Source organism: Pseudogulbenkiania sp. FW507-F1, from assembly GCF_058781125.1.
Genome location: NZ_JBYSWM010000036.1, coordinates 12,444 through 35,897 on the forward strand (window position 1 = coordinate 12,444; position 23,454 = coordinate 35,897).

26 protein-coding genes, 2 pseudogenes and 1 riboswitch are annotated in these 23,454 nt (G+C 63.6%); of the genes and pseudogenes, 22 read left to right on the forward strand and 6 right to left on the reverse strand.

Annotated elements, in window-relative coordinates:
* The first annotated feature begins 9 nt into the window (after positions 1–9).
* The 10 genes from doeA (at position 10) to AC3WG5_RS17315 (ending at position 7,754) form a co-directional block, all read left to right on the forward strand.
* Positions 10–1,197 carry an ectoine hydrolase DoeA gene (gene doeA / locus AC3WG5_RS17270; protein ID WP_492569830.1) on the forward strand — a complete coding sequence of 396 codons (1,188 nt, stop codon included), beginning with the start codon at positions 10–12 and terminating at the stop codon, positions 1,195–1,197.
* A 3-nt stretch (positions 1,198–1,200) separates the two neighbouring features.
* Positions 1,201–2,196: a N(2)-acetyl-L-2,4-diaminobutanoate deacetylase DoeB gene (doeB, locus tag AC3WG5_RS17275; protein WP_492569832.1), complete on the forward strand. Its 996-nt coding sequence runs from the start codon at positions 1,201–1,203 to the stop codon at positions 2,194–2,196.
* Positions 2,197–2,651: 455 nt separating this feature from the next.
* Positions 2,652–3,011 carry a COG4315 family predicted lipoprotein gene (locus AC3WG5_RS17280; protein WP_482581835.1) on the forward strand — a complete coding sequence of 120 codons (360 nt, stop codon included), beginning with the start codon at positions 2,652–2,654 and terminating at the stop codon, positions 3,009–3,011.
* Between the two features lie 12 nt (positions 3,012–3,023).
* Complete coding sequence (locus AC3WG5_RS17285) at positions 3,024–3,551, forward strand: sigma-70 family RNA polymerase sigma factor (RefSeq protein ID WP_008954164.1); 528 nt, start codon at positions 3,024–3,026, stop codon at positions 3,549–3,551.
* Positions 3,548–4,333 carry an anti-sigma factor family protein gene (locus AC3WG5_RS17290; RefSeq protein WP_482581839.1) on the forward strand — a complete coding sequence of 262 codons (786 nt, stop codon included), beginning with the start codon at positions 3,548–3,550 and terminating at the stop codon, positions 4,331–4,333. The genes AC3WG5_RS17285 and AC3WG5_RS17290 overlap by 4 nt, the downstream gene beginning before the upstream one ends.
* A 45-nt stretch (positions 4,334–4,378) precedes the next feature.
* Positions 4,379–4,534: a hypothetical protein gene (locus AC3WG5_RS17295; RefSeq protein WP_492569835.1), complete on the forward strand. Its 156-nt coding sequence runs from the start codon at positions 4,379–4,381 to the stop codon at positions 4,532–4,534.
* 64 nt (positions 4,535–4,598) lie between these two features.
* Positions 4,599–5,018 (forward strand): quinol oxidase, encoded by a 420-nt coding sequence (locus AC3WG5_RS17300; RefSeq protein WP_008954161.1) that lies wholly within the window; start codon positions 4,599–4,601, stop codon positions 5,016–5,018.
* 3 nt (positions 5,019–5,021) lie between these two features.
* Positions 5,022–5,648 carry a LolA family protein gene (locus tag AC3WG5_RS17305; RefSeq protein WP_014087170.1) on the forward strand — a complete coding sequence of 209 codons (627 nt, stop codon included), beginning with the start codon at positions 5,022–5,024 and terminating at the stop codon, positions 5,646–5,648.
* Positions 5,649–5,677: 29 nt separating this feature from the next.
* The gene (locus AC3WG5_RS17310; RefSeq protein WP_014087169.1) at positions 5,678–6,169 is read left to right on the forward strand and encodes an SRPBCC family protein; all 492 of its coding nucleotides are present in this window, start codon (positions 5,678–5,680) and stop codon (positions 6,167–6,169) included.
* A 91-nt stretch (positions 6,170–6,260) separates the two neighbouring features.
* On the forward strand, positions 6,261–7,754 hold the full coding sequence (locus AC3WG5_RS17315) for a DUF3300 domain-containing protein (protein ID WP_492569839.1): 1,494 nt from the start codon (positions 6,261–6,263) through the stop codon (positions 7,752–7,754).
* A gap of 78 nt (positions 7,755–7,832) precedes the next feature.
* Here AC3WG5_RS17315 and AC3WG5_RS17320 read toward each other — a convergent pair whose 3' ends face one another.
* Positions 7,833–8,945, reverse strand: coding sequence for a nickel/cobalt efflux protein RcnA (locus AC3WG5_RS17320; RefSeq protein ID WP_492569841.1), 1,113 nt, complete (start codon positions 8,943–8,945; stop codon positions 7,833–7,835).
* A gap of 102 nt (positions 8,946–9,047) precedes the next feature.
* On the opposite strand from AC3WG5_RS17320, the gene AC3WG5_RS17325 reads away from it, so the two are divergent.
* Positions 9,048–9,320: a metal/formaldehyde-sensitive transcriptional repressor gene (locus AC3WG5_RS17325; protein WP_294865845.1), complete on the forward strand. Its 273-nt coding sequence runs from the start codon at positions 9,048–9,050 to the stop codon at positions 9,318–9,320.
* A gap of 55 nt (positions 9,321–9,375) precedes the next feature.
* Here the strand turns inward: AC3WG5_RS17325 and AC3WG5_RS17330 are convergent, their stop codons facing one another.
* Positions 9,376–10,380, reverse strand: a complete 1,005-nt coding sequence (locus AC3WG5_RS17330; protein ID WP_492569844.1) for a sodium:calcium antiporter — start codon at positions 10,378–10,380, stop codon at positions 9,376–9,378.
* Positions 10,381–10,473: 93 nt separating this feature from the next.
* A riboswitch (yybP-ykoY riboswitch) is annotated at positions 10,474–10,586 on the reverse strand.
* A 164-nt stretch (positions 10,587–10,750) separates the two neighbouring features.
* On the opposite strand from AC3WG5_RS17330, the gene AC3WG5_RS17335 reads away from it, so the two are divergent.
* Positions 10,751–11,290, forward strand: coding sequence for a hypothetical protein (locus AC3WG5_RS17335; RefSeq protein ID WP_492569846.1), 540 nt, complete (start codon positions 10,751–10,753; stop codon positions 11,288–11,290).
* Between the two features lie 280 nt (positions 11,291–11,570).
* A complete protein-coding gene (locus AC3WG5_RS17340; RefSeq protein ID WP_008954152.1) occupies positions 11,571–11,915 on the forward strand; it encodes a cupin domain-containing protein in 345 nt (114 codons plus the stop codon).
* A gap of 118 nt (positions 11,916–12,033) precedes the next feature.
* Here the strand turns inward: AC3WG5_RS17340 and AC3WG5_RS17345 are convergent, their stop codons facing one another.
* Positions 12,034–12,549, reverse strand: coding sequence for a lipocalin-like domain-containing protein (locus tag AC3WG5_RS17345; protein ID WP_492569849.1), 516 nt, complete (start codon positions 12,547–12,549; stop codon positions 12,034–12,036).
* A 590-nt stretch (positions 12,550–13,139) separates the two neighbouring features.
* Between AC3WG5_RS17345 and AC3WG5_RS17350 the strand changes: the two genes are divergently transcribed.
* Positions 13,140–13,544, forward strand: a complete 405-nt coding sequence (locus AC3WG5_RS17350) for a hypothetical protein (protein ID WP_008954150.1) — start codon at positions 13,140–13,142, stop codon at positions 13,542–13,544.
* A gap of 132 nt (positions 13,545–13,676) precedes the next feature.
* Here the strand turns inward: AC3WG5_RS17350 and AC3WG5_RS17355 are convergent.
* A pseudogene (locus AC3WG5_RS17355) lies at positions 13,677–14,045 on the reverse strand (4Fe-4S dicluster domain-containing protein); the annotation flags it as partial.
* A gap of 60 nt (positions 14,046–14,105) precedes the next feature.
* Here AC3WG5_RS17355 and AC3WG5_RS17360 point away from each other — a divergent pair.
* Positions 14,106–14,501: a hypothetical protein gene (locus tag AC3WG5_RS17360; RefSeq protein WP_492569851.1), complete on the forward strand. Its 396-nt coding sequence runs from the start codon at positions 14,106–14,108 to the stop codon at positions 14,499–14,501.
* A gap of 173 nt (positions 14,502–14,674) precedes the next feature.
* Here AC3WG5_RS17360 and AC3WG5_RS17365 read toward each other — a convergent pair whose 3' ends face one another.
* Entirely contained in the window at positions 14,675–15,427 is a 753-nt protein-coding gene (locus AC3WG5_RS17365) for a UTRA domain-containing protein (protein WP_008954147.1), read from the reverse strand.
* Positions 15,428–15,712: 285 nt separating this feature from the next.
* Between AC3WG5_RS17365 and AC3WG5_RS17370 the strand changes: the two genes are divergently transcribed.
* From AC3WG5_RS17370 to AC3WG5_RS17400, 7 genes are all read left to right on the forward strand, one after another.
* Complete coding sequence (locus AC3WG5_RS17370) at positions 15,713–16,762, forward strand: ABC transporter substrate-binding protein (protein WP_294865152.1); 1,050 nt, start codon at positions 15,713–15,715, stop codon at positions 16,760–16,762.
* 245 nt (positions 16,763–17,007) lie between these two features.
* Entirely contained in the window at positions 17,008–17,898 is an 891-nt protein-coding gene (locus AC3WG5_RS17375) for an ABC transporter permease (RefSeq protein ID WP_294865154.1), read from the forward strand.
* The gene (locus tag AC3WG5_RS17380) at positions 17,888–18,658 is read left to right on the forward strand and encodes an ABC transporter permease (RefSeq protein ID WP_492569855.1); all 771 of its coding nucleotides are present in this window, start codon (positions 17,888–17,890) and stop codon (positions 18,656–18,658) included. Before AC3WG5_RS17375 ends, AC3WG5_RS17380 begins: the two co-directional genes overlap by 11 nt.
* Positions 18,659–18,669: 11 nt before the next feature.
* Positions 18,670–19,686 carry an ABC transporter ATP-binding protein gene (locus AC3WG5_RS17385; RefSeq protein WP_492569857.1) on the forward strand — a complete coding sequence of 339 codons (1,017 nt, stop codon included), beginning with the start codon at positions 18,670–18,672 and terminating at the stop codon, positions 19,684–19,686.
* A gap of 1 nt (position 19,687) precedes the next feature.
* Positions 19,688–20,356 carry an HAD family hydrolase gene (locus tag AC3WG5_RS17390; RefSeq protein WP_492569859.1) on the forward strand — a complete coding sequence of 223 codons (669 nt, stop codon included), beginning with the start codon at positions 19,688–19,690 and terminating at the stop codon, positions 20,354–20,356.
* A 58-nt stretch (positions 20,357–20,414) separates the two neighbouring features.
* Complete coding sequence (locus tag AC3WG5_RS17395) at positions 20,415–22,040, forward strand: Na/Pi cotransporter family protein (RefSeq protein ID WP_492569861.1); 1,626 nt, start codon at positions 20,415–20,417, stop codon at positions 22,038–22,040.
* A gap of 28 nt (positions 22,041–22,068) precedes the next feature.
* Positions 22,069–23,049: a sugar phosphate isomerase/epimerase family protein gene (locus AC3WG5_RS17400; RefSeq protein ID WP_492569863.1), complete on the forward strand. Its 981-nt coding sequence runs from the start codon at positions 22,069–22,071 to the stop codon at positions 23,047–23,049.
* 1 nt (position 23,050) lies between these two features.
* Here the strand turns inward: AC3WG5_RS17400 and AC3WG5_RS17405 are convergent.
* A pseudogene (locus tag AC3WG5_RS17405) lies at positions 23,051–23,193 on the reverse strand (transposase); the annotation flags it as partial.
* Positions 23,194–23,454: the final 261 nt, after the last annotated feature.

Here is a 23,454-nt window from a genome sequence, read left to right on the forward strand (position 1 = left end):
AGGATCATCATGCCAGCCGATACCCGACTCCCCTTCTCGCGCCAGGAGTACGCCGAGCGCATCGCCAAGACCCGTAAGGCCATGGCCGAGCGCGGCATCGAACTCTTGATCGTCACCGACCCGTCCAACATGGCCTGGCTCACCGGCTACGACGGCTGGTCGTTCTACGTGCACCAGTGCGTGCTCCTCGCCCACGACGGCGACCCGGTCTGGTTCGGCCGCGGCCAGGATGCCAACGGCGCCAAGCGCACCGTGTTCATGGACAACGACGACATCGTCGGCTACCCCGACCACTACGTGCAGACCCCGTTGCGCCACCCGATGGACTACCTGTCGCTGGAAGTCATCGCCGCGCGAGGCTGGCAAGGCAAGTGCATCGGCGTGGAGATGGACAACTACTACTTCAGCGCCGCCGCGTTCGCCTCGCTGCAGAAGTACCTACCGGACGCCCGCTTCGTCGATGCCACCGTCTTGGTAAACTGGCAGCGCGCCATCAAGTCGCCGCAGGAAATCGCCTACATGCGCACCGCCGCGCGCATCGTCGAGCGCATGCACGCCCAGATCGTGGAAAAGATCGAACCCGGCATGAAGAAAAACGAGCTGGTGGCCGAGATCTACGCCACCGGCATCCTCGGTGTGGAAGGCCACGGCGGCGACTACCCCGCCATCGTGCCGCTGCTGCCCACCGGCGCCGACGCCGCCGCGCCGCACCTGACCTGGGACGACACCCCGTTCCAGAAGGGCGCGGGTACCTTCTTCGAAATCGCCGGTTGCTACAAGCGCTACCACTGCCCGCAGTCGCGCACGGTGTTCCTGGGTACCCCGCCCCAGCATTTCCTCGATGGCGAGAAGGCCGTGGTGGAAGGCATCGCCGCCGGCCTGGAAGCGGCCAAGCCGGGCAACACCTGCGAAGACATCGCCAACGCCTTCTTCGCGGTGCTCAAGAAGTTCGGCATCCACAAGGACAGCCGCTGCGGCTACCCGATCGGCGTGAGCTACCCGCCGGACTGGGGCGAGCGCACCATGAGCCTGCGTCCGGGCGACAAGACCGTCTTGCAGCCGGGCATGACCTTCCACTTCATGCCGGGGCTGTGGCTGGACGACTGGGGGCTCGAGATCACCGAGAGCATCCTGATCACCGAAACCGGTGTCGAGACGTTCTGCAACACGCCGCGCCAACTGTTTGTGAAGGATTGAGCGATGAGACCGTCTCCGATCAAGCCTACCGTCGATTTCGAACGCGACGGGGTGCAGCACGGCTTTCTGCGCCTGCCCTACTCGCGTGACGACTCGGCCTGGGGCGCCATCATGATTCCGGTCACCGTGGTGAAGAACGGCCACGGCCCCACCGCGCTGTTGACCGGCGCCAACCACGGCGACGAGTACGAGGGGCCGGTGGCGCTGGCCAAGCTCGCCCATACCCTGCGTGCCGAGGACGTGCGCGGCCGCGTGATCATCGTGCCCTTCCTCAACTACCCGGCGTTCCGCGGCGCGAGCCGCACCTCGCCGATCGACAAGGGCAACCTGAACCGCACCTTCCCCGGCCGGCCGGACGGCACGGTGACCGAGAAGATCGCCGATTACGTCGCACGCCACCTGGTGCCACTGGCCGACTGCGTGCTCGACATCCACGCCGGTGGCAAGACGCTCGATTTCGTGCCGTTCGCCGCGGTGCACATCCTGCCCGACAAGGGCCAGCAGGAATGCTGCGAGGCGGCGATGCGCGCCTTCGGCGCCCCCTACAGCATGAGAATGCTGGAGATCGACAGTGTCGGCATGCTGGATACCACCGTGGAAGACGCCGGCAAGGTATTCGTGACCACGGAACTGGGCGGCGGCGGCTCGTCCAGCGCGGCCAGCGTGGCCATCGCCGAACGTGGGGTGCGCAACTTCCTGATCCACGCCGACGTGCTTAAGGGGGAAGTCGCTCCGCAGCCGAGCATCATGCTCGACATGCCGAACGACGATTGCTTCGTCACCAGCCTGCACGATGGACTGCTGGAGATGTGCATCGACCTGGGCCGGGAAGTCGCAGCAGGCGAGGTGATCGCACGCGTCTACGACACCACCCGCACCGGCGTTGCGCCAGTCGAATATCGCGCCAAGCGTGCCGGCATCCTGGCGTCGCGCCACTTCCCCGGCCTGGTGCAGCGCGGCGACACCCTCGCCGTGGTCGCCGAAGTCGTGAAAGACTGAAGCCCTCCTCCTTCGTCCGCCGCGTGCCCTGTTCACCAAACAGTGCCGCGGCAGCGGTACATCAGCGGAGCGGGACAGTTGCGGCGCGCTTCGCGGGGATTCCTGACCTGGCCCTGCTCAGGAAAACCCAAGCAGCGTGCCCGCACCGGCAGGCCGTAACCCCACTCACAACCCACCCGGCCATCTCGTCGGCGTCAAGCGGCCGCCGCTGCCGACCTTGGCCCCGCCGACTCCTTAGCCATCGGGCCATCTCACCGCCCCATCCCGCTGCCATCGACTAGGCTTAGCCCATGGCGATGGATTTTTTTTGCGCCTCCCGCGTTACCGGTGGGAATAAACCGGGCCGCTGAAACGTTTAGTGTGTGTAGACACGATACGTCGGCTGCGCACCGATTCGGCGCCGGCAAAAAATACCCCTGAGATTCCCGATTTTCCTACTCACAAGGAGCATAACCATGAAACACCCCCTGATCCTGCTGGCACTGGGCAGCACCCTGGCTCTGCCGGCATTGGCCGAGTCGCCCAAGATGATGCACGGCATGGCGGTCGACGAGCACGGCATGACCCTCTACACCTTCGATAAGGACGGCAAGGACACGAGCACCTGCGCCGGCCCTTGCGCCGACAACTGGCCTCCGGCCGTGGCCGATTCGTACGACAAGGCATCGGGTGACTGGGGCACGATCACGCGCAGCGACGGCAAGAAGCAGTGGACCCACAAAGGGCACCCGCTCTATCGCTGGTCGATGGACAAGAAGCCGGGCGACACCAACGGCGAAGGCTTCAAGGGCATGTGGCACACCGTCAAGCCCTGAGCCCGGCGGGCCATGAGTTTCGAATCCGACCTGCTGGTCTGGCTGCCGCATCTGCGCCGCTACGCCCGGGCACTCACGCGTGATCCGGCCTGGGCCGACGACCTGGTGCAGGACACGCTGGAGCGGGCGTTGAGCAAATGGCGCTGGGGGCGCGGCGGCAATCTGCGCGCCTGGCTGCTGACCTTGTTGCGCCACCGCTTCATCGACCAGTTGCGCTCCCGGCGCGAGGTGGCATTCGACGATGAGGAAGCCCCCTGGCAGCAACAGCCGGCCGCCACCGGCGAGGTTGACGGACTGCTGTTGCGCGATGTGGAGCGCGCCCTCTACCGCTTGCCCCTGGAACAGCGCGAAGTGCTGCTGCTGATCGCGCTGGAAGAGCTCAGCTACCAGGAAGCCGCCAAGGTCCTGAAGGTACCGGTGGGCACCGTGATGTCGCGCCTGTCGCGGGCAAGGGAACGCATGCGTATCTTGCTGACCGAGCCCGCGGCCGATGCGACACCCGGCCGGCCCCCACTGAAAGTAGTGAAGCACTCACCATGAACGAGCCACGCGACACCACCGCCAACACCCCTGACAGCGCCGACGAGCTGCGTCCGCTGTCGGCGCTGGTGGATGGGGAACTGTCCGACGCCGAGCGTAGCGCCTTGCTGGAGCGGCTCGGCCATGACCCGGCCGCCGCCGCGCGCGTGGCGCATTACCGCAGCCAGAACGCGGCGCTGCGGCGGCTGTTCCCGCTCGCCGGCGAAACCGCGAGCCTGTTCGTGCAGCGCCGCACGCCATGGTGGCAACTGGGCGCGGCCATCGCCGGGGGGCTGGCTCTCGGCCTGATGCTCGCCATCACGCTGCCGGCACAGCTGCTGCCCGGCGGCTTCGGCCAACCTGCCTTTGCCCAGCGCGCCGATCTGGCCTATGCCGTGTACGCCCCGGAACGCCGTCACCCGGTGGAAGTCACCGTCCGCGAAGAAGCCCACTTGCTCAGTTGGCTGTCGGCCCGGCTGAAGCGCGCGGTAACGGCGCCGTCGCTCGGCGAGTATGGCTACGCGCTGGTGGGCGGCCGGCTGCTGCCGGGCGAATCCGGCCCCGCCGCGCAGTTCATGTACCAGAACAGCACAGGCAAACGCCTCACGCTGTACATCTCTCCCTACCCCTCCCGCGAAATCAGCTTGCGACTGTTGCACAACGGCGCGAGCCGTACCGCCTACTGGGCCAACCACGGCATGGGCTACGCCCTGTCCGGCACCGACAACGAGCCCCGCTTGCGGGCGATCGCTGCCGACGCCTGCACGGCGCTGGGGGGCGACGCGGGCGCCTGGTCCGGTTAAGCCGGGCCGGCCCCTTTCCCAACTCGATAGATGAAGGAGACCGACATGGACAGGAAGCACCGGCTGACCGGCTGGCTGCTGTTACTGGCTCTGGCCTTGGCATTGCCTCTCGGCGGCTGCCACTCGATGGGCGACCCAGGGGCGACACCGACGCACGACAGCAACATGGGCGACCACGGCCGCGGCGGGGGCGGCTACTGACCCCGGCATCACCACAAGCCGGGCGCCGCTCCCGGGCGCGCCCGGACGAGACACAGGAGTCACCATGCACAGGACCAGACTCACCCTCGCCGGGTTGGCATTGGCACTCGCCTTCCCGCTGATTGCCGGCACGGCTCGTGCTGCCGACGAACCCTATCGGGTGCCGGTGGCCAGCGACGGCGTACAGCACGTCGCCATCGTCGGCGGCAGCTATTTTTTCAGGCCCGCCCACATCGTGGTCAAGGCCGGCACCCCGGTCGAACTATCGGTCAAGGTCGAAGCAGGGCTCATCCCGCACCGCTTCGTCCTCAAGCTGCCGCCCGACCAGGTCGACATCGACAGCCGCCTGGGCGAGGAGCCCCGCTCTTTCCGCTTCACTCCGACCGTGGCGGGGCGCTACCCCTTCCATTGCCCCAACAAGCTGCTGTTCTTCAAGAGCCACGAAGAAAAAGGCATGGCCGGCGTGCTGGAGGTCGTGGAGTAAGCCATGCTCTGGCCCTTGCTTGCCACCGCCCTGATCGTCCCGGCCGGCCTGACGGATCCGATCGCCGCCGCGCAGCAGCAGTTCGAACAGCTCGACAGCTACCGGGTCACCGTCCGCTCGAGCGCACCGCACACCCGTCAGCAAGTCGTCCGTTACGCCTACCGCAAACCGGGTTTCGTACGCATGGAGTTCGTCACGCCGCATCCCGGGGCACTGATGATCTACAGCCCGCACGGCAACAAGGTCCGGGTCTGGCCCTTCGGCCAACCTGGCTTCGCGCTGACGCTGGCGCCCGACAACCCGTTGATCCGCGGCCCGCACGGGCACCGCATCGACCGCTCCCATGTCGGAATGCTGTTGCAAGCGGTGCACATCCTGCAGGCCGGTGGCGACACGACGCCACTCGGCAAGGGCACTATCGGCCACTGGCCCGTCCAGGGATGGAGCATCACCGGCGCCCCCGGCAACACGGTGGCCGGCGTGCATCGCTTCCAGCTCTGGCTGACGCAAGGCACGTTGTTCCCAGTCAAGGTGGTCAGTTTCGGTCTTGACGGCGAGCAGCAGGAAACCGTGCTGATGGACGACGTGGAAATCGACGTCCCGCTCGCTGCGGATTTTTTCCAACCGTAAACCGTCAAACACAGGAAAACCGTACAGTCATGGCGGAATACCGCTTCTCCACCCTATGGTACCTGGAGGCTCCCGTGGAGGCGGTATGGGACGCCATCTACCACTCGCGCCGCTGGCCCAGCTGGTGGCGCGGCCTGGAACAGGTGCTGGACCTGGAAGCCGGCGACGACAATGGCCTCGGTGCGGTACAGCGCTATACCTGGAAGAGCGTGCTGCCGTACCGGTTGACCTTCGACATGCGCGTCACCCGCATCGAACCGCTGGTTTGCCTGGAAGGCACGGCGAGTGGCGAACTCGAAGGCCATGGCCGCTGGAGTTTCAGAAAAGAAGGTGTGATCACCGTGGTCTGCTACGACTGGCAGGTACGCACCACCAAGCGCTGGATGAACCTGCTGGCCCCGGTAGCCCAACCGCTCTTCCAGTGGAATCACGACGCCGTGATGACTGCCGGCGGACAGGGCTTGGCCCGTCTGCTCGATACCCGGCTGATAGCCATGACCCATCGACACCCGGCAAGGTAACGATGGCTTGAGCGGGCGACCACGACATTGCCCGCAACCCCGAGTCACCCGGCTGACGCCCGACTCGCCTTGCATGCCCTGGAGGCCCGCCATGCCCCAACGCATCCGACGTTTTATGACACAGTGCCTGGTCCTGATTTTTGCCGCTGCAATGGGCCTGGCGACCGCCCCGCCCGCCGTCGCCCAGGACGCCGTGTACACCCAGGCAGAGCTCGACCAGATGCTCGCGCCCATCGCCCTCTACCCCGATTCGCTGCTGACGCAGGTGCTGATGGCATCGACCTACCCGCTCGAGGTGGTCGAAGCTGCGCGCTGGTCGCGCGATCACCCCGGACTCAAGGGCGACCAGGCCGTGCGCGAAGCCAACCGCAACGACTGGGACCCGAGCGTGCTGTCCCTGCTCGCCTTCCCGCAGGTGCTGCAGATGATGGACGAGCACCTGGACTGGACCGAGCAGCTCGGCGACGCCTTCCTGGCCCAGGAAGACCAGGTCATGGATACCGTGCAGCGCTTGCGGGATAAAGCCTGGGACCAAGGCTACCTGCGCTCCAACCGCTACCTCCGGGTCGCCCGGGAACACACGGTCATCGTGATCGAGCCGGCGGACCCGGAAATCGTCTACGTCCCGTATTACGACCCGCTGGTGGTCTACGGAGCATGGTGGTGGCCGGGTTATCCGCCTTACTACTGGATCTGGCCCGGTTACTACGTCGGGCCGACCGTGGGCATCTACTGGGGCACCGGCATCACGGTTGGTGTCGGCTTCTTCTTCGGCAACTTCGACTGGCCGCGCCGCCACGTCACCATCGTCAACGTCAACAACTACTACTTCCGCCCGCACGTCACGCACCGCGAGTGGCTCGACCGCAAGGGGCCGTTCCGTTGGGAGCATGACCCGTCACGACGCGGCAATGTCCCGTACCACGGTTTCACCCCGCGGCCGTCCGAACGCGTGGCCCCGTCGGGCGAACCGCGCCAGTTCCCGCGCCAGCAGACTCAACCGACCTCGCCCGCGTTGCAGCCCAAACCGGACCTGAGGCCCGACATGCCCGTCATCATCAATCCGCCCCGGGCACCCGAGACGCGTCGCCGTTTCGATCAGCGCCCCGAAATTCCACGTGGCGAAGGGGAACGACGCGACCGCCGCATCACACCGCCCGGTCAGGATCACCGGCTCATCGACGTGCCTCGCTCACCGCGGCCGCCGGCGGAGTCGCCCCAGATCATCCGCCCCGAGTCGAGCCGGCCACGCCCACCGGAGCCCGGCAGCAACGAACGCCGAAACGACAACCGCCGTTTCGAGCAGCGCCAACCCGGAGCTGAGGCGCCGCGCGTGCCACGTTCAACGGGGATGCCCACCATTATCCGGCCGGAGCCAGCCCGGCCCCGTCAGCCGGACGTCGGCGTCCCAGAACGACACAGAGCACCCCCTCAAATCGAGCGGCGGCAGATCGAGCGCCCCAACACCGCCCCTTCCGCCCGGCCCTCGTTCGCTCCTCGCCCCGAGGAACCGCGCCGCGGCGGCCAGGTTCCTCCCCGCCAGATCATCAACCAAGGCAACCCGGACGGCGGGCAGGACCATTAAGAACAACAGCCCGGGCGCGCCATGACATAGCGCGCCCGGGCTGTGCGGATGGTCTGGCCTGAAACGCCACCCTCGGCGTCAGAGCAAGACGCTCAACCCCTGGTAGCCGACATACAACCCGACCAGCACGATCAGTGCGCCGGAAAAGTACGGCGCCTTGCGGGCGAACTCGCCAAACCCGCTCCAACTGCGCGAGACGTGCTTCACGCTCAGCGCGGCCAGCGCGCCCGATGCCACCATCGTCAGTGCCAGACCAATGCTGAAACACAGCACCAGCGTGGCGCCGAGGGCGATCTTTTTCAGCTGCAGACACAACAGCAGCACCGTGATCGACGCCGGGCACGGGATCAGCCCGCCGGTCAGGCCGAACAGGATGATCTGGCCGGTGGTCACCTCCCGGTTGGCAAAGCGGCGGCGGATGTCGTTGGCGTGGGCCAGCTCGTGCGGGTCCTGGTACCCCGGCGCGGACAAATCCAGCCCGTCGTAATCCTTGATCGAGTGATGATGGTCCGGCTCGACAAACTCCACGTCGTAGTCGTGGTGGTGCTGATCGTGCCCCAGACTGAGCCGGGCAACAAACTCGTGCGGCTCCGGAATGGTTTCCAACGACTCCACAAAGCCATCGCACTGCACGAAGGTGAAACCCTGGCGGCTGCCGTCGGCCCGCTCCGTCTCGATCCGCACCTGATCGGCCGGCCAGCGGTGGCCGTGTTTGCTCGCGTGGTGCAGACGGAAACGCGGCGGCACGCCCTGTTCGAACACCTCCAGCCGGACGACACCGTGGCCGGTGTCGATAAGCTTGGCCTCGTCATGGTGATGGTCATGGTGATGGTCATGATCGTGTGCCAGTTGCTGATTGCGCCAGGTGCGCCAGATCATCCACGCCGCCACACCGATGATGAGCACCGCGGAGGCCACCTGAAAATAGGGTTCCGTCGCCTCCGCACTCCAGTTGCGGCCAAAATACAACCCGGCCATCGCCACCGCCCACACCACCGCCGTGTGCGACACGGTCGCCGACAGGCCCAGCAGCACCGCCTGCGTCAGGGTGCCGCGGATGGCAACGATGAACGCCGCCATCATGGTCTTGGAATGCCCCGGCTCCAGGCCGTGCAGCGCCCCCAGCAGGATGGCGCTCGGGACGAACAGCCAGGCATTGCCTTGCTGCAACAGGATCGAAAACTCGGGCATGGCGCACTTTCACAACGTGTGATCAGATTGGCGCATTATACTACCCCCCAGTATATGCATGTTACCCTTCCGTCAACTTTTTAGGCATGAGGTAAAGCGGACATGGCACACACCGTGAGAGACAAGGCCAAACTGCTGGCCCGAGTCAGGCGGATACAGGGGCAGACGGCCGGGCTGGAAAGATTGCTGGACAGTGAAACGGACTGCACCGCCGTGCTCCAGCAGATCGCCGCCATCCGCGGCGCGGTGAACGGGCTGATGGCCGCCGTGATCGAAGGCCATCTGACCGACCATGTGGTCAAGGAAGCCGAGCAGGCGCAACGGCAGCGCGATCTGGATGCCGTGCTCCAGATCATCAAGTCGTACCTGAAATAGGCCCGCCGCGGCGCAGCGGGCCAAGCCGGCCAGGATACCTTGGCCACGCGCTCATTCAGTGCGGGAAATAGGCCGCCACCAGCAAGGCAAAGACGCCGTACAGCGAGCTCACGCCGAGCAGCACCCGGCCATCGACCGCGCCGCGGCGGAAGATCCGCCATAGAAAGAGAATCGCCAGGGCGGTGATCACGCCGGACGCCAGCAGCGCGCCATCGAACTGCCAGGGCGTGAAAAAGATGCCCAGCGCGCTGGGAATGGTGGCCTGTATCATCATGGCACCGGAGATGTTCGCCAGCGCCAGGCGCTCCTTGCCCTGCCGCACCCAGATCAGGGCATTCATCGTTTCCGGCAGCTCGGTCGCCACCGGGCTCAGCAGCAACGCCACCAGGTGCGGCGACCAATGCAAACCGGTGCCGATCGCCTCAAGCTGGCCGACAAAGACATGCGACGCCACGCCGATCGCCACCAGCGCCAGCACGACCTGCAAACCCGCCCACCCCAGCGAGGGTTCAGCCATGTTGGGGCGGATTTTCAGCGGCTCCAGCTCTTCTTCCTCCGGGGCGGTATCGCTGTCACGGATTTCCCGCCAAACGTAGACGCCATAAGCCATCAGGAACAGCACACCCAGCCACGGCTTGATGGCAAAGGCCACCAGCCCCAGCGTTACCTTCACCGCAAACACGGCAAGAAAAGCGGCCTGGTCCCGGCTCAGACGGACATGATCCACGCGCACTTCGTGCGTTTCACGCGCCAGACGTCGACGGTTCAGCATCAAGGCAAAGCCGACCACGGCGTAGGCCAAGGTTGCCAGAACGAGCGGGCCACCCATCGCGGCGCCGACTCCGAGATCTTTCTGAGCGGGGGTATTGCCGAAAACCACGGCAGTAAAAGTGACGGCACTTTCCGGGAGGGCGGTACCGAAGGCGGCCAGCACCGAACCGACGGCCGTCGCCCCCAGATTCAGACGACGACCAAGCCATTCCACGCCATTGACGAAGAATTCACAGGACCAGTAAATGGCCCCGGCGGAAAGGAAAAACAGGGTGAAAGCGAGAAGCATGAGAGTAATCCGGCCGGGCGAGCAAGAATCCAATGGCGCGACGATACGCCTCGCCCGGCCTGGGTAAGCGCATCGCGGCCAAAGGTCTCGCCTGGCTCTCTCTGCTGGTGCAGAGGCTGTTCACACCATGAGGCTATGGCCTCAAGTTTGTTGACGTGAACTCCTTAGCAAGGGGCTAAGGATGGCTACTCCCCAATGACAACGTTACCATTTTAACAGTCCTCACCCCACCTGTCTCCATGAGTCCCTCCTTTTCTGCATTCGACATCATGGCCCTGACCGAAGAAAAATGGACTGCCTGGAGCAGTAAATCCGTGACAACCACTTATCTGGCCGCCGAGGTGGCACCGTGCCGCCTGGAGGCATCACGATGTCGGTTTTAGGACGGATGGCCACGCGCTCGTCCGCCACCATGAACGTCATATCGATCGATGATCTTCACCGTGCGGATCGCTGGCCGGAGTGGTGGCTTTCCGCCAACGGCGGCTCCGCGGCAGCACTGTTTCAAGGAAAGGACGACTGCATGAGCACACGCTACGCCGGCTACACGTTGGCCGAAATCAAGGAGGCGGCGACGACATCCGCCGACGACGGCACGCCAGTCCCGACTAACCCCGCCATGCTGCTGGACCTGATCGGCCGAATCGAGGAACTGGAACGCGCTCACGACACCGCCTGGCTGGCCGGCTTCAAAGCGGCCCAGGAAATGGCGGCCCGGCAGTGCGACACATTGGCCGAAGAATTCTACAGCGCCGCTGCCATCCGCTGCGCGAGCAGCGTCCGTGCCATGCAGCCATCCGCGTCCTGGGAGGCGACCACCAGCGAGGGGTCCGACAGACACCCCCTCCGCCCCGTCGAGGCGGAATGGCCTCACCCTGATGGCTTCCCCGCCATCGCCGGCATGCCTTGAATCCAGGTTGCCGCCCTCTCGTTCTTTATCGACGCCAGCCCTGTAGCTGGCGTTTTCATGGCCACAGCGCCCTCTTCGCCCCCTTGAATAACAAGAACGTCTCGGTGCGGCCGCTGCCCGCAAGATCGACGAGCGCCACACACCGACCACGTCAGGCTGTTGCGGGTTACGGTCTTGCTGACGTCGCGTTTACAGGCAATTCCATGTCGAAAACAGGCAGTTGCCGGCATGGCATTGAACCTATGATGACAAACCTTTCATCAGATCGTTTGGAGCCGACATGTCCGATTTCATCACCGTCCTGCGCGAAACCTGCCCCACTCCGGTGGTTGACGCCACCAAGTGGAAGCGCATCGGCGGCGACCCGCACACCGTCAACCTCAACGCCTACCTTTCGAAGGACGGCAGCAAGATCATGGGCACCTGGATCTGCACCCCGGGCAAGTTCGAGGTGAACTACGAAAAATGGGAGTACTGCCACTTCCTCGACGGCTACTGCATCATCACGCCGGAAGGCGAGCAGCCGGTGCATCTGAAGGCCGGTGATGTGTTCGTGATCGAACCGGGCATGAAGGGCACCTGGGAAGTAGTGGAAACCGTGCGCAAGTATTTCGTCTTTGCCTGAGCCTTCAGGCCGGCACGTTGGGCTGAGCCGAGCACAGCCCAACGGCCCCTCCTCGATGGAGGGGCATCGTGTTCTGCAACCTCATGACCGGCCACGACCGCCATGCCTATGCCGGCCTCTATTTCGCTCGCTTCAACACAACCTCGGCAATGCCGTCGCCTGTCGATGCGGGGGTTTGCCACGTAAGCTCGTCCCCAGTCACCGTGAACGGTCGTTTCTGCTCAGTTCCGTTCCAGTTCGGAAACGTACTGGTTTCTATGTGGAACGTGATGGTCCTGTTCGCCTCGTCAACGGTGTATCTGCCGAAGTGAGCGATCGACCCTAGCACAACGGCCTTGTTTTCTTCCGGGGTGCCTTCCATCCGGCTGGTGGATGCGAATTTGGCCTGTCCTGCCCGCACCGTCATCAAGATATAGCGGCCATTGCTATCAAAGTTCGCCTGGCCCTGTGGATTCGGACCGAAAAGAGGTATTCGCGTCCCATCGGAGCGGATAAGGTCAACGGAAACATAAGACCAGGTTCCGACGATTTGGTCCTTCAGGGCAGGTTGTGCCATGGCCGCGCTCCAGGGCAATGCCATGCCAAGAACGAGCAACGCCATGGCGGCCCGCATGCGGGCGCTGAATCTGTGCATGATACTTCTCCCACTAAGGCCCAACCCACCTTGTCCGGATGACACTTTTTCTTGGATAGGGCGACATCGACAGCGGCACGTGGCGGTGAGCCTACCCTGACTGGATCGCTGGCGATGGGTACGTTAACCATAGCCAAAACACTTCGGCGCCGACAGGCCCGGAGCGGCCGGAACAATGGCCGCCGGTGAGGCCCGGCAATACGATGGAGCGGGACAAGGGGCATGCACGGCAGAGTGTATGGTGCGCGGCACAGGACTTCGAGTACGCCCTAATAAAGGGTTGTGGCTTACAGACCGTGATCGACACCCCGATGTGATGGTGTCGCCGACACTGATCCTGACCGATAGGCTCAGTACGCCGGCCGGCCCCACACTACCCAATTGGCCCGATAGGCATAGAGAATTTTCCAGTGATATGATGTTCGAGTGATCGGCTTTGTTGCCTTGCGGCAGCAAACCAGTGCTCCCCGGCGGTCATGCCAACTGGGCGGCTGATCCATTGCTATTGGCTCAGGCGCCGCCGGCACAAGGGGGTATCGGATGAGCGCCTGTCATCTCCATGGCCAGCTCTTAACCGATTGAGATCACTCATGAATTACAAAAAATTCACGGCAATGTGCGTTACCCTTTTGGGGCTCAGTGCTCCATCCTTTGGCTGTACGTTCACCTGGCACCACTATGGCCCGGACCAGGTCAACGATCTCATGAAAGCCAAAATCGGCTCCGCCGTGTCCGACGAGTACTGCAAAAAGTACAACGCCAAATACGAAATCGTCGTCATGACGGATACGTACGTGAATTCTCAGAGAGCCTTGGCGCACGTCTCGGTCGGTTTGCGTAAACGTGGCTCGAACATTTTCCCGTCGAACCGATTCAGTGCCTACAAATTCGAGGATGGTGATTTCGTGATTGGCAAAGGCTACGCCTTGGCCTCGGCTCTCGCCATCGACACGGTCATGGACGTCATGTCAGACCTCAAGTCGTACACCAACTAAACCAACCGGTTTCACCCACCCCAGCCAACGCCCTCACACGAGGGCGTTTTCTATATGGCGTCGTCAAACCGGCAGAAAAGGACCTCGGCTAAGCAAGAACAGCTTCCGGAGATTTGCCTCAGGCAATCCGTATCACATATTGGGGTAATTCGGCCCGCCGCCGCCTTCCGGCGTCACCCAGTCGATGTTCTGGGTCGGGTCCTTGATGTCACAGGTCTTGCAGTGCACGCAGTTCTGCGCGTTGATCTGCAGACGCGGCGCCCCCTCCTCGCGGCCGACGATCTCGTACACCCCGGCCGGGCAGTAGCGCGTCTCCGGCGCGTCGTACTGCACCAGATTGATCTTGATCGGGACGCTCGGGTCCTTCAGCTTGAGGTGCGCCGGCTGGTCTTCGCTGTGGTTGGTGTTAGAGATGAACACCGACGACAGGCGGTCGAAGGTCAGCACGCCGTCCGGCTTCGGGTAGGCGATCGGGATGCACTCGTCCTTGGGCTTGAAGCATCCGGCGGTGTCGTCATCTATGGCCGCTCGGGCGCCACCATTAACCGCCATGGCATCCGTATGGGCACCAGCGAGATGTACCGCGCGGTGGAAGACCTGCCGGAAGTGTTGGACAGCATGGTGGTGGACCTGGAATACCTGGGCCGCGAATCCTACATGCCGCTGTTCGTGGTGCTGCGCCCCGGTATCGAGCTGACGCCCGAATTGACCGGCCTGATTCGTGACCGGATCAAGGTCGCCTTGTCGGCGCGGCACGTGCCCAACGACATCTTCCAGGTCGATGCGATCCCTCGCACCTTGTCGGGCAAGAAGATGGAGCTGCCGATCAAGAAACTGCTGCTTGGCCAAGCACTCGAGAAAGTGGCCAACCCGGACACCATGGCCAACCCGGAGAGCTTGCCGTGGTTCGAGGCGTTTGCCCGTCGCCATGCGGCAGGTAACGCGACGGCAGCGTAACCGCCGCCCGAGTCCCACCCCCTTGCCGCCACGTCTTCACCCGCAAGGCGCTGGCGGCAGTTTCCAACTTGACCCGACGGTTTTCAGTCGTGTCGGTGGGAACACACCGGATGCCCCAAACGTAACCGCCGGGCGCGACGCCCATCGGCGGCAGGGGCTGAATCGGGCATGCATCACAGCAAGGTGTTTGCCTTCATCCGCTCCAACTCCTGGCTATCCACCAGAATGCGTACCGCGTCGTGGCGCCAGTATTCATGGTCGCAATCGATGATTTCGCCATGCTGGTCGTAGTTGACGCAGGAGATCAGCAAGATCGGGCTGCCCTCGGTCAACATCAGTGCCTGCGCCACCTCGCCCCAGGCGGCCGTCGGGTTGATCTCGAAACGAGAGCGGCCATAACGCACCCCGTACTGCTGCTCGTAAAGCGTGGTCAGCGACTGGCTCAGGTCATGTTCCAGAATGCCGGGAAAGCGCTCCGGTTTCAGGTAGTGCCGCGCCAGCAGTACCACGCGACCATCCAGCTTGCGCAGCCGTGTAACTTCGTTCACTCGCGACAGGGTGGGCAACGCCAGCTCCTGGCACAGGGTCGGCGTTGCCACGATGGTGCGCGATGACAGCACCAGGGTTTCCAGTTGCCGCTTCTGTTCGGTGACGATCTGGTGGAAGGGGGAGCGGTACAGCGGGTTGTAGATCAGCCTGGGTGGGGCGACGAACCAGCCACGGCGGTCTTCGCAATAGACGCGCCCTTCGGCCTCCATCGCCAGCAGGGCCTCCTTCACCGTCGTGCGCGTGGTATCGAACAACTCGGAAAGCTCGCGCTCGGATGGCAGCTTGACCCCCGGCTGCAGCAATTTGCTATCGATCTGCATCTCCAGCGACTGCCTGATCTGGGCGGCCAGAGTGGTGTTACGCTCAATTGTCGCCAATTGGACTACTCCAGTGTTTCAAATTAATGGCAAATCTATCACGAAATCATGATTTCTCAAAGACATGTCAAGGTAATGGCAGTGTTGCCCACCCGGTAGGACTGCAAAGAAAACCACACGGCGAATTTTTATTTATATCGTTAAAATTCAAATAATTGGCAAAACAAAATCCTTGCGACGTCGTATTTTTGCTGCCTGGTAACATGCAGCACGATTGACAGCCGGAAAGCCACTGGACTAAGGTTTGCCTGCAGTTCAAATCTGGACTAGACCAAAGGAGCAAACATGAACAACTTGCTGGTTAGCGTCGTATCCGGCGGGCTTTGCCTCTGCCTGGCACAGGCCAATGCCGAGAGCCTCACCGTCCTGGCCCAGGCCGCCAAGAAAGAAGGCGCCGTTTACAGCGTGGGCATGCCCGACGACTGGGCCAACTGGAAAGACACCTGGGCACAGGTTACCCAGAAATATGGCCTGAGTCACCGCGATACCGATCTGAGCTCGGCTGAAGAACTGGCCAAGTTCGAGGCCGAAAAGACCAACGCGACGGCAGATATCGGCGACGTTGGCCATACGTTTGGCCCGGTTGCGCTGCAAAAGGGGCTGACCCAGCCGTACAAGCCCAGCACGTGGAACGACATTCCCACCTGGGCCAAGGACAAGGACGGCCATTGGGTACTGGCCTATACCGGCACCATTTCCTTCATCACCAACAACCAGTTGGTGAAAGAGCCGCCCAAATCCTGGGCCGACCTGCTGAAAGGCAAATACAAGGTCACGCTGGGTGCGGTAGGGGTTTCCGCCCGAGCCAACAGTGCCGTGCTGGCCGCCGCGCTGGCCCGTGGCGGCGACGAGAAGAACCTGAAGCCGGCGCTGGAGTTCTTCGGCCAACTGGCCAAGCAGGGACGCCTGTCGCTGATCGACCCGAGCTTGGCCAACCTGGAAAAGGGGGAGATTGAAGTCGGCATCCTGTGGGATTTCACCTCGCTGAGCTACCGCGACCGCATCGACAGCAAGCGCTTCACGGTGAGCATTCCCACCGACGGCTCGGTCACCACCGGCTACACCACCATCATCAACAAGTACGCCAAGCACCCGAACGCCGCCAAGCTGGTGCGCGAATACGTGCTGAGCGATGCGGGCCAGGTCAACCTGGCGCGCGGCTATGCCCGACCGATCCGCAGCAATGTGTCGATTCCGGCCGATGTGCAGGCCAAGCTGCTGCCCGCCAGCCAGTACAAGGTTGCCAAGCCGATCCGCGACTTCGCCGCCTGGGAGGACTCGACCAAGAAGCTGCCGCGCCAGTGGCAGGAAATGGTCATGGTGAACATGCAGTAAGGGGCGCCTGCCACGTCCAGCCAGGACAGCCTGGTATGGGTACGGAGGCATTCCCGGCAGGGCGGCGCCGGCGCATAGCGGCATCGAGTGCAACGACGCCGACCCGGCCAGCGGCGGGTGCCACGGTCCGTGTTCGGCCAACGTTTCAGCAAGCGGCCGTATAGCCGTGCGCAACCGATCGGACCGAGCCGCCTCGCCGCCGGCCTGCGCCACACCAAACCGCGTAACCCGGAGTTACTTTTGTCATGAAAACCACTTCACTCCCCCTTGCCGGCAAGCCTGCCGTGCCGGTGCGGCCGCGCTCACGGCTGCGGCACTGGCCGGCGGCGCTGTTGCTGTTGCCCTTTTTCGCCATGCTGATACTGTTCAGCCTGGCGCCGATGGCGTGGGTGCTGGTCAACAGCGTGCACACCGAACAGGGCCTGTCGCTGGCCAACTACGGCGACATCCTGTCCTCGCCGTTTTACCGCCAGGCCTTCGACAACAGCCTGCGCATCTCCGTGTGGTCCAGCGTGATCGGACTGGTGATCTCGCTGCTGGGGGCAGCCTCCCTGCGCCGGGTTTCCGGCCGGCTGCGCCGGCTTGTGGTGTCGATCACCAATATGACCAGCAACCTCACCGGCGTCCCGCTCGCCTTCGCCTTCATCATTCTGGTGGGCACCAATGGCGCGCTGACCCTGCTGCTGCGTCAGTGGGGGCTGATCGAGGACTTCCGCCTGTACTCCAGCAACGGCGTCATCCTGATCTACACCTATTTCCAGATTCCGCTGGGCGTGCTGCTGCTGTATCCGGCCTTCGATTCGCTGGATGACGACTGGCAGGCTGCGGCCTCGCTGTTGGGCGCCCGGCTGTGGCAGTACTGGCGCTACGTGGGTCTGCCGGTGCTGGCCCCCGCCATTCTGGGCACCTTCATCCTGCTGTTTGCCAATGCCATCGGCGCCTATGCCAGCGCCTATGCCCTGACGCAAGGCAACTTCAACCTGATCACGGTTCGCATTGCCAGCCTGGTGTCCGGCGACATCTTCCTGGAGCCGAACATGGCCGCCGCCCTGTCGGTATTGCTGATGCTGATGTTGCTGCTGGTCACCGCCGTCAACCAGTGGTTGCTAAAGAAAGGAGCCCGTCATGCGCGCTGAGCTCTATCACCGCAGCGTGGTCGCCGTGCTGATCCTGCTGCTCACCGTACCAGTGCTGGCCACCCTGCTGTATTCGCTGTCCGAACACTGGGGCGCCACCATCCTGCCGGACGACCTGTCGCTGAGCTGGTATCTGCAGCTGTGGCAGGACAGCGCCTTCCTGGCCGCCTTCGGGCGCTCGCTGGCGGTGTGCCTGGGCACCCTGCTGCTCGCCACGCTGATCATCGTGCCGGCGGTGTTCGTGGTGTTCTACCGCTTTCCCGGCTTGGACAAGCTGATGAACGCGCTGATCCTGATTCCGTTCGCGGTGCCGCCGGTGGTGACCTCGGTGGGCTTGCTGAACATCTACGCCGATGGCCCGCTGAACATCACCGGCACGCCGTGGATTCTGGTGGGCTGCTACTTCACCATCGCCCTGCCCTTCATGTACCGCTCGCTGGCCAACAGTCTCGCCAGCATCAATGTGCGCGACCTGATGGATGCCGCCCATTTGCTGGGTGCCAGCACCCCGGTGGCCTTTTTGCGGGTGATCCTGCCCAACCTGCGCAAAGGGCTGATGGCCTCGCTGTTCCTGGCGTTTTCCTTCCTGCTGGGCGACTTCGTGTTTGCCAACCTGCTGACCGGTTCCCACTACGAAACCCTGCAGGTCTACCTCTACAACATGCGTCAGACGAGCGGCCACTTCACCAGTGCCATCGTCATGAGCTACTTCCTGTTCACACTGTTCCTGACGTGGCTGACCGCCCGATTCAGCAAATAGGATGACATGCCATGAGTTACGTTGAAGCTAGCGGCCTGGCCAAGAAATATGGCAACGCCACCATTTTCCAGGACATCCATTTCTCGCTACGGAAAGGCGAATTCGTCACCCTGCTGGGCCCCAGCGGCTGCGGCAAATCCACGCTGCTGCGCAGCCTGGCCGGTCTGACCGACATCGACGCGGGCTGTATCCGCGTCGACGGCGAGGACATCACCCGCGCCGCGCCGCAAAAACGCGGCATCGGCATGGTGTTCCAAAGCTATGCGCTGTTCCCCAACATGAGCGTGGAACAGAACATTGCCTTCGGCCTGAAGCTGCAAAAGCTGCCGGGCAGCGAGATTTCGCGCAAGGTAGCCGACGTGATCCGTCTGGTGGCACTGAGCGGCAAGGAACAGCACTACCCGCACGAACTGTCCGGCGGCCAGCGTCAGCGCGTGGCACTGGCGCGCGCGCTAGTGGTGGAGCCGCGCATCCTGCTGCTGGATGAACCCCTGTCGGCGCTGGACGCCCGCATCCGCAAATCGCTGCGGGAGCAAATCCGCGACATCCAGCAACGACTGGGCCTGACCACGGTCTTTGTCACCCACGATCAGGAAGAAGCCCTGACCATGTCCGACCGCATCTTTGTCATGGATCAGGGGCGCATCGTGCAGGAAGGCTCGGCTGAAATGATCTACACCCGCCCGGCCACCGAGTTCGTGGCCCGCTTCATGGGCAGCTACAACCTGCTGACACCCACCGAAGCCAGCCGCCTGCTGCAGCTGGAAACCCGCGGCCATCTGGCGATCCGCCCGGAAGCCATCCAGATCTTCACCCCGGGGCAGGCCTACCCGGCGCACCTGAGCGCGCCGCTGCCGGCCACCATCCGCCAGCACCAGCTACTGGGCAACGTCATCCGCTATCAGGTGCAGGCCCACGGCATCACCCTGCAGGTAGACCAGTTGAACCGCCGCGCCGAAGACCTGCTGGCCGCCGGCACCGAGGTAAACCTGATGATCGATCAACAACAAATGCGGGAGGTGCACTGAGATGGCACTGGGAATTTTCGACATGGACGACACCCTAGTGGACGGCGACAGCGCCAATCTCTGGCTGCACTACCTGGTGGAGCGCGGTCTGGCGCCTGCCGAGATGCTGCCGCGCGAAGCCGAGCTGCTGCAGGCCTACCGCGATGGTCGGGTGGACATGCAGGAATACATGCGCTTTGCGCTGATCCCGCTGCGCGGCCTCGGCCTGGACACCGTGCAGGGCTGGCTGGCGCCCTTCGTCGAGCACATCATCCTGCCGCGCATTTTCCCGCAGGCGCTACGCCAGCTGGAGTGGCATCGCGCCCGCCAGGACCGGCTACTGGTGATCTCCGCCACCGGTGAGCACCTGGTCAACGCCATCGCGCGCCGGCTGGGCGTGGCGGATTCGATCGGCATCCAGCTGGCAACCCGCGATGGCTGTTACAGCGGCGATACCCACGGCGTGCTGAGCTATCGCGAAGGCAAGGTAACCCGCTTGCATCAATGGCTGCACGACGAGGGCGAATCGCTGCACGACAGCTATGGCTACAGTGACTCGCTGAATGACGTGCCGCTGCTGGAAGCCGTCACCCATCGTCACGCCATCAACCCCGACGCCACCCTGCGCCGCATTGCCGGCGAGCGCGGCTGGCAAGTCCTGTGCTGGCAGCACGCGGCGCAACAGGCCTGAACCCGGTCCCGCTGCGGCGGGATCATCGCAGCGCCGGCAAGGCGCAAGCGAGGTAAGCATGTTTACAGTGTTATTGCATCTTGCCGGCGGTGTCGCCCTGCTGACCTGGGGCCTGCACATGGTGGAATCGGGCATCATGCGCGCCTGGGGCGCCGGGCTGCGCCACGTGATGGCCGGCAGCCTCGGCAACCGTTTCAAGGCGTTTTTTGCCGGCATGGGTGTGACCGCGGTACTGCAAAGCAGCACCGCCACCGGCCTGATCGCCTCGGCCTTTGCCGGCCGTAAGCTGATGACGCCCGTCACCGGACTGGCCATCATGCTGGGCGCCAATGTCGGCTCCACGCTGATCGTGCAGGCGTTCTCGCTGGACCTGAGCTGGCTGTCGCCCGCCTGTCTGGTCATCGGCATGGCCCTGTTCGAACGCGGCAAGGGCTCGCAACACGGCAACATTGGCCGCGCCCTGATCGGCCTTGGCCTGATGCTGCTGGCGCTGGCGCTGCTGGTCGGCACCATGCGACAAGCCGAAAGCGCCCCGGCAGTGCGCAGCATTCTGGCGGTGCTATCCGGCCAACCCCTGCTCACCGCCGCCATCGCTGCCGTGCTGACCTGGGCGGCGCACTCCAGCACACCGGTAGTGCTGCTGGTGATGTCGCTGTCCGGCAGCCATGCCATGGCGCTGGACACCGCCTTGTCGATGGTGCTGGGCGCCAATATCGGCAGCGCGCTGAACCCGTATATCGAGGGAGCCAAGAGCGAGGACAACCTGCGCAAGCGCCTGCCCACCGGAAATCTGCTGCTGCGCGGCGGCGTCTGCCTGCTGCTGTTGCCGTTTGTCTCCGTGCTGGCATCGCTGCTGCACGCGAGCAGCACCGATAGTGCCCAGCTGATCGCCCACGTGCACACGCTGCTGAACCTGGCGATTGCCCTGCTGTTCATCGGCCTGTTGGACCCGTTGGCCACCGCCTTGGAACGACTGCTGCCAGACAACCGCGAAGCAGAAAGCCCCGATGCCCCACGCTATCTGGACCCGTCAGCCATCGCCTCGCCATCGCTGGCGCTGGCCTGTGCCACACGCGAAGCCCTGCACATGGGCGATGTCGTGGGCGACATGCTACGCCGCAGCCTGCCGGCCCTGCTGCAAGGCGATCGTCGCCTGGTCGGCGAAGTAATGCGCCGAGACGATGCGGTGGACAGTCTGCACGAGGCGATCAAGCTGTACGTTACCGCGGTCACGCGAGAAGGGCTGGAACCGGCCGATGCGCGCCGCGCCATGTCGATCATGTCTTTCGTCATCAATATGGAGCATATCGGCGACATCGTGGACAAAAACCTGATGGAGCTGGCTAGCAAGAAGATCAAGGGCAAGCTGTGCTTTTCTGCCGAAGGCACCACCGAACTACAGGCACTGCACGAGCAGGTCCTGGAAAGTTTCCAGCGCGCCCAGGCGGCGTTTGTCTCCAGCTGCGTAAAAACCGCCGAGCGCATCCTGGACGACAAGGTCATCGTGCGCGACCTGGAGCGCGAAGGCGCCGACAACCATTTGCTGCGCCTGCGCGATGGCCGCCCGGAAAGCATTCTGTCCAGCTCGCTGCACCTGGATGTACTGCGCGATCTGAAACGCATCCATTCGCACATCTGCGCCACGGCCTATCCGATTCTGGAACAGCAGGCGCCCCAGTCATGAACCGACACCCTTTCACGGAGAACACCGCATGTTAACCACGGCCAACGCCGCCAAGGTGGTACAACGCATCGACACTATCCCGCTATTCCTTCATGCCTACGCCTATCACCTCAACATGCGCTGCGGCAGAATCCTGCCTGCCGATCTGCTGGATATCGCGCACCGGCAGCAACTGGCCGGCGTGAAGATCCACGTGCTGGATGGCGAAGCCGCCGCCTTGTGCCATGCCGGCCCGGAAGAGTTGCAGGAATTTGGCGCCGGGGCCGCGGCGCTGGGGCTGGAACTGCATATCGAAACCAGCGCCTCCGACGCCGTGGCCATTGACGAGGCCGTGCGCATCGCCCGTCATACAGGCGCCCGCTCAGTGCGCTTTTATCCGCGTTACGAAGGCCATCTGCACGATGTATTAGGCCGGGTGGCAGCAGACATCCAGTCCATGAAGGCACGCTACAGCGACAGCGGCTTGCGCTTCACCATTGAGCAGCACGAGGACCTGACCAGCCACGAGCTGGTCGCGCTGGTGGCTGGCAGCGATTGGCCGCAACTGTCGATCCTGTTCGACTTCGCCAACATGATCAACGCCAATGAAGCCCCGCTGGCAGCGCTGGACGCCATGGCCGCCCACGTTACCGAAGTGCACATCAAAGACGCCCGCATTGTGGCCGAGGCCACCGGCAATGGCCACCTGGCCTGCCGCTCCGGCCAGGGGGAGCTGCCGTTTCGCGCTCTACTCACCCGTCTGCTCTGCCTCGGCGACAAGCAGCCGCAAGTCCGTGCCTATGGCCTGGAAGAAGAAGTGGATTACTACGCCCCGCCATTTCGCCACGATAACGAAGGTCCGAACCCGTGGATCCCCTGGCGCGAAATGAGCGAGACCCCACTACCGGAGCACGATCTGCCCGCGAGATTGCAGCAGGAAATCGACGATGCCGCCGCGCAACTGGCCTTTGTGCGCCAGACACTGGCACTCATTCGCGCAGAGGCAATGGGCTTCCTTGGTGAGGGCTGAAAACGCCCAAGAGCTTGGACTTGCCCCCGGTTGAGCGCCAGCGCGGCACCCGTCCCAGCGAGGCCGCAAAGTCGGGGCCGAACCTTAGCCCTTGGCATTGCCGGCGGCGGCCGACAGTTGGCTGGCGGTGATCGGGCCGATACCGATGGCGCGACAACTTGGGAAGGCCGATCGGAGCGCCTAATCAGCAGCTGGCCCCCTCTCCAACAACCGAATCGGGTATGATGTAAGCCATCATTCCGGGAATGATCAGAGGTGTCTCAGCTTTGGCTCAGTACCCCAGCAAAATAAACAGCGGGTATACAAGCGGGTATCAAATGACTGGCATTCTAGAAATTCCCTTGAAATTCAAAAGGATAAAATCTAAATGCTGCTTATGATCGATAACCCGCCTTATCGATCATC

Bases quoted from the DNA above. Each gene is read 5' to 3' on its own strand.
- doeA (WP_492569830.1), top strand. From the start codon at position 10: ATGCCAGCCGATACCCGACTCCCCTTCTCGCGCCAGGAGTACGCCGAG.
- doeB (WP_492569832.1), top strand. From the start codon at position 1,201: ATGAGACCGTCTCCGATCAAGCCTACCGTCGATTTCGAACGCGACGGG.
- AC3WG5_RS17280 (WP_482581835.1), top strand. From the start codon at position 2,652: ATGAAACACCCCCTGATCCTGCTGGCACTGGGCAGCACCCTGGCTCTG.
- AC3WG5_RS17285 (WP_008954164.1), top strand. From the start codon at position 3,024: ATGAGTTTCGAATCCGACCTGCTGGTCTGGCTGCCGCATCTGCGCCGC.
- AC3WG5_RS17290 (WP_482581839.1), top strand. From the start codon at position 3,548: ATGAACGAGCCACGCGACACCACCGCCAACACCCCTGACAGCGCCGAC.
- AC3WG5_RS17295 (WP_492569835.1), top strand. From the start codon at position 4,379: ATGGACAGGAAGCACCGGCTGACCGGCTGGCTGCTGTTACTGGCTCTG.
- AC3WG5_RS17300 (WP_008954161.1), top strand. From the start codon at position 4,599: ATGCACAGGACCAGACTCACCCTCGCCGGGTTGGCATTGGCACTCGCC.
- AC3WG5_RS17305 (WP_014087170.1), top strand. From the start codon at position 5,022: ATGCTCTGGCCCTTGCTTGCCACCGCCCTGATCGTCCCGGCCGGCCTG.
- AC3WG5_RS17310 (WP_014087169.1), top strand. From the start codon at position 5,678: ATGGCGGAATACCGCTTCTCCACCCTATGGTACCTGGAGGCTCCCGTG.
- AC3WG5_RS17315 (WP_492569839.1), top strand. From the start codon at position 6,261: ATGCCCCAACGCATCCGACGTTTTATGACACAGTGCCTGGTCCTGATT.
- AC3WG5_RS17320 (WP_492569841.1), bottom strand. From the start codon at position 8,945: ATGCCCGAGTTTTCGATCCTGTTGCAGCAAGGCAATGCCTGGCTGTTC.
- AC3WG5_RS17325 (WP_294865845.1), top strand. From the start codon at position 9,048: ATGGCACACACCGTGAGAGACAAGGCCAAACTGCTGGCCCGAGTCAGG.
- AC3WG5_RS17330 (WP_492569844.1), bottom strand. From the start codon at position 10,380: ATGCTTCTCGCTTTCACCCTGTTTTTCCTTTCCGCCGGGGCCATTTAC.
- AC3WG5_RS17335 (WP_492569846.1), top strand. From the start codon at position 10,751: ATGTCGGTTTTAGGACGGATGGCCACGCGCTCGTCCGCCACCATGAAC.
- AC3WG5_RS17340 (WP_008954152.1), top strand. From the start codon at position 11,571: ATGTCCGATTTCATCACCGTCCTGCGCGAAACCTGCCCCACTCCGGTG.
- AC3WG5_RS17345 (WP_492569849.1), bottom strand. From the start codon at position 12,549: ATGCACAGATTCAGCGCCCGCATGCGGGCCGCCATGGCGTTGCTCGTT.
- AC3WG5_RS17350 (WP_008954150.1), top strand. From the start codon at position 13,140: ATGAATTACAAAAAATTCACGGCAATGTGCGTTACCCTTTTGGGGCTC.
- AC3WG5_RS17360 (WP_492569851.1), top strand. From the start codon at position 14,106: ATGGGCACCAGCGAGATGTACCGCGCGGTGGAAGACCTGCCGGAAGTG.
- AC3WG5_RS17370 (WP_294865152.1), top strand. From the start codon at position 15,713: ATGAACAACTTGCTGGTTAGCGTCGTATCCGGCGGGCTTTGCCTCTGC.
- AC3WG5_RS17375 (WP_294865154.1), top strand. From the start codon at position 17,008: ATGAAAACCACTTCACTCCCCCTTGCCGGCAAGCCTGCCGTGCCGGTG.
- AC3WG5_RS17380 (WP_492569855.1), top strand. From the start codon at position 17,888: ATGCGCGCTGAGCTCTATCACCGCAGCGTGGTCGCCGTGCTGATCCTG.
- AC3WG5_RS17385 (WP_492569857.1), top strand. From the start codon at position 18,670: ATGAGTTACGTTGAAGCTAGCGGCCTGGCCAAGAAATATGGCAACGCC.
- AC3WG5_RS17390 (WP_492569859.1), top strand. From the start codon at position 19,688: ATGGCACTGGGAATTTTCGACATGGACGACACCCTAGTGGACGGCGAC.
- AC3WG5_RS17395 (WP_492569861.1), top strand. From the start codon at position 20,415: ATGTTTACAGTGTTATTGCATCTTGCCGGCGGTGTCGCCCTGCTGACC.
- AC3WG5_RS17400 (WP_492569863.1), top strand. From the start codon at position 22,069: ATGTTAACCACGGCCAACGCCGCCAAGGTGGTACAACGCATCGACACT.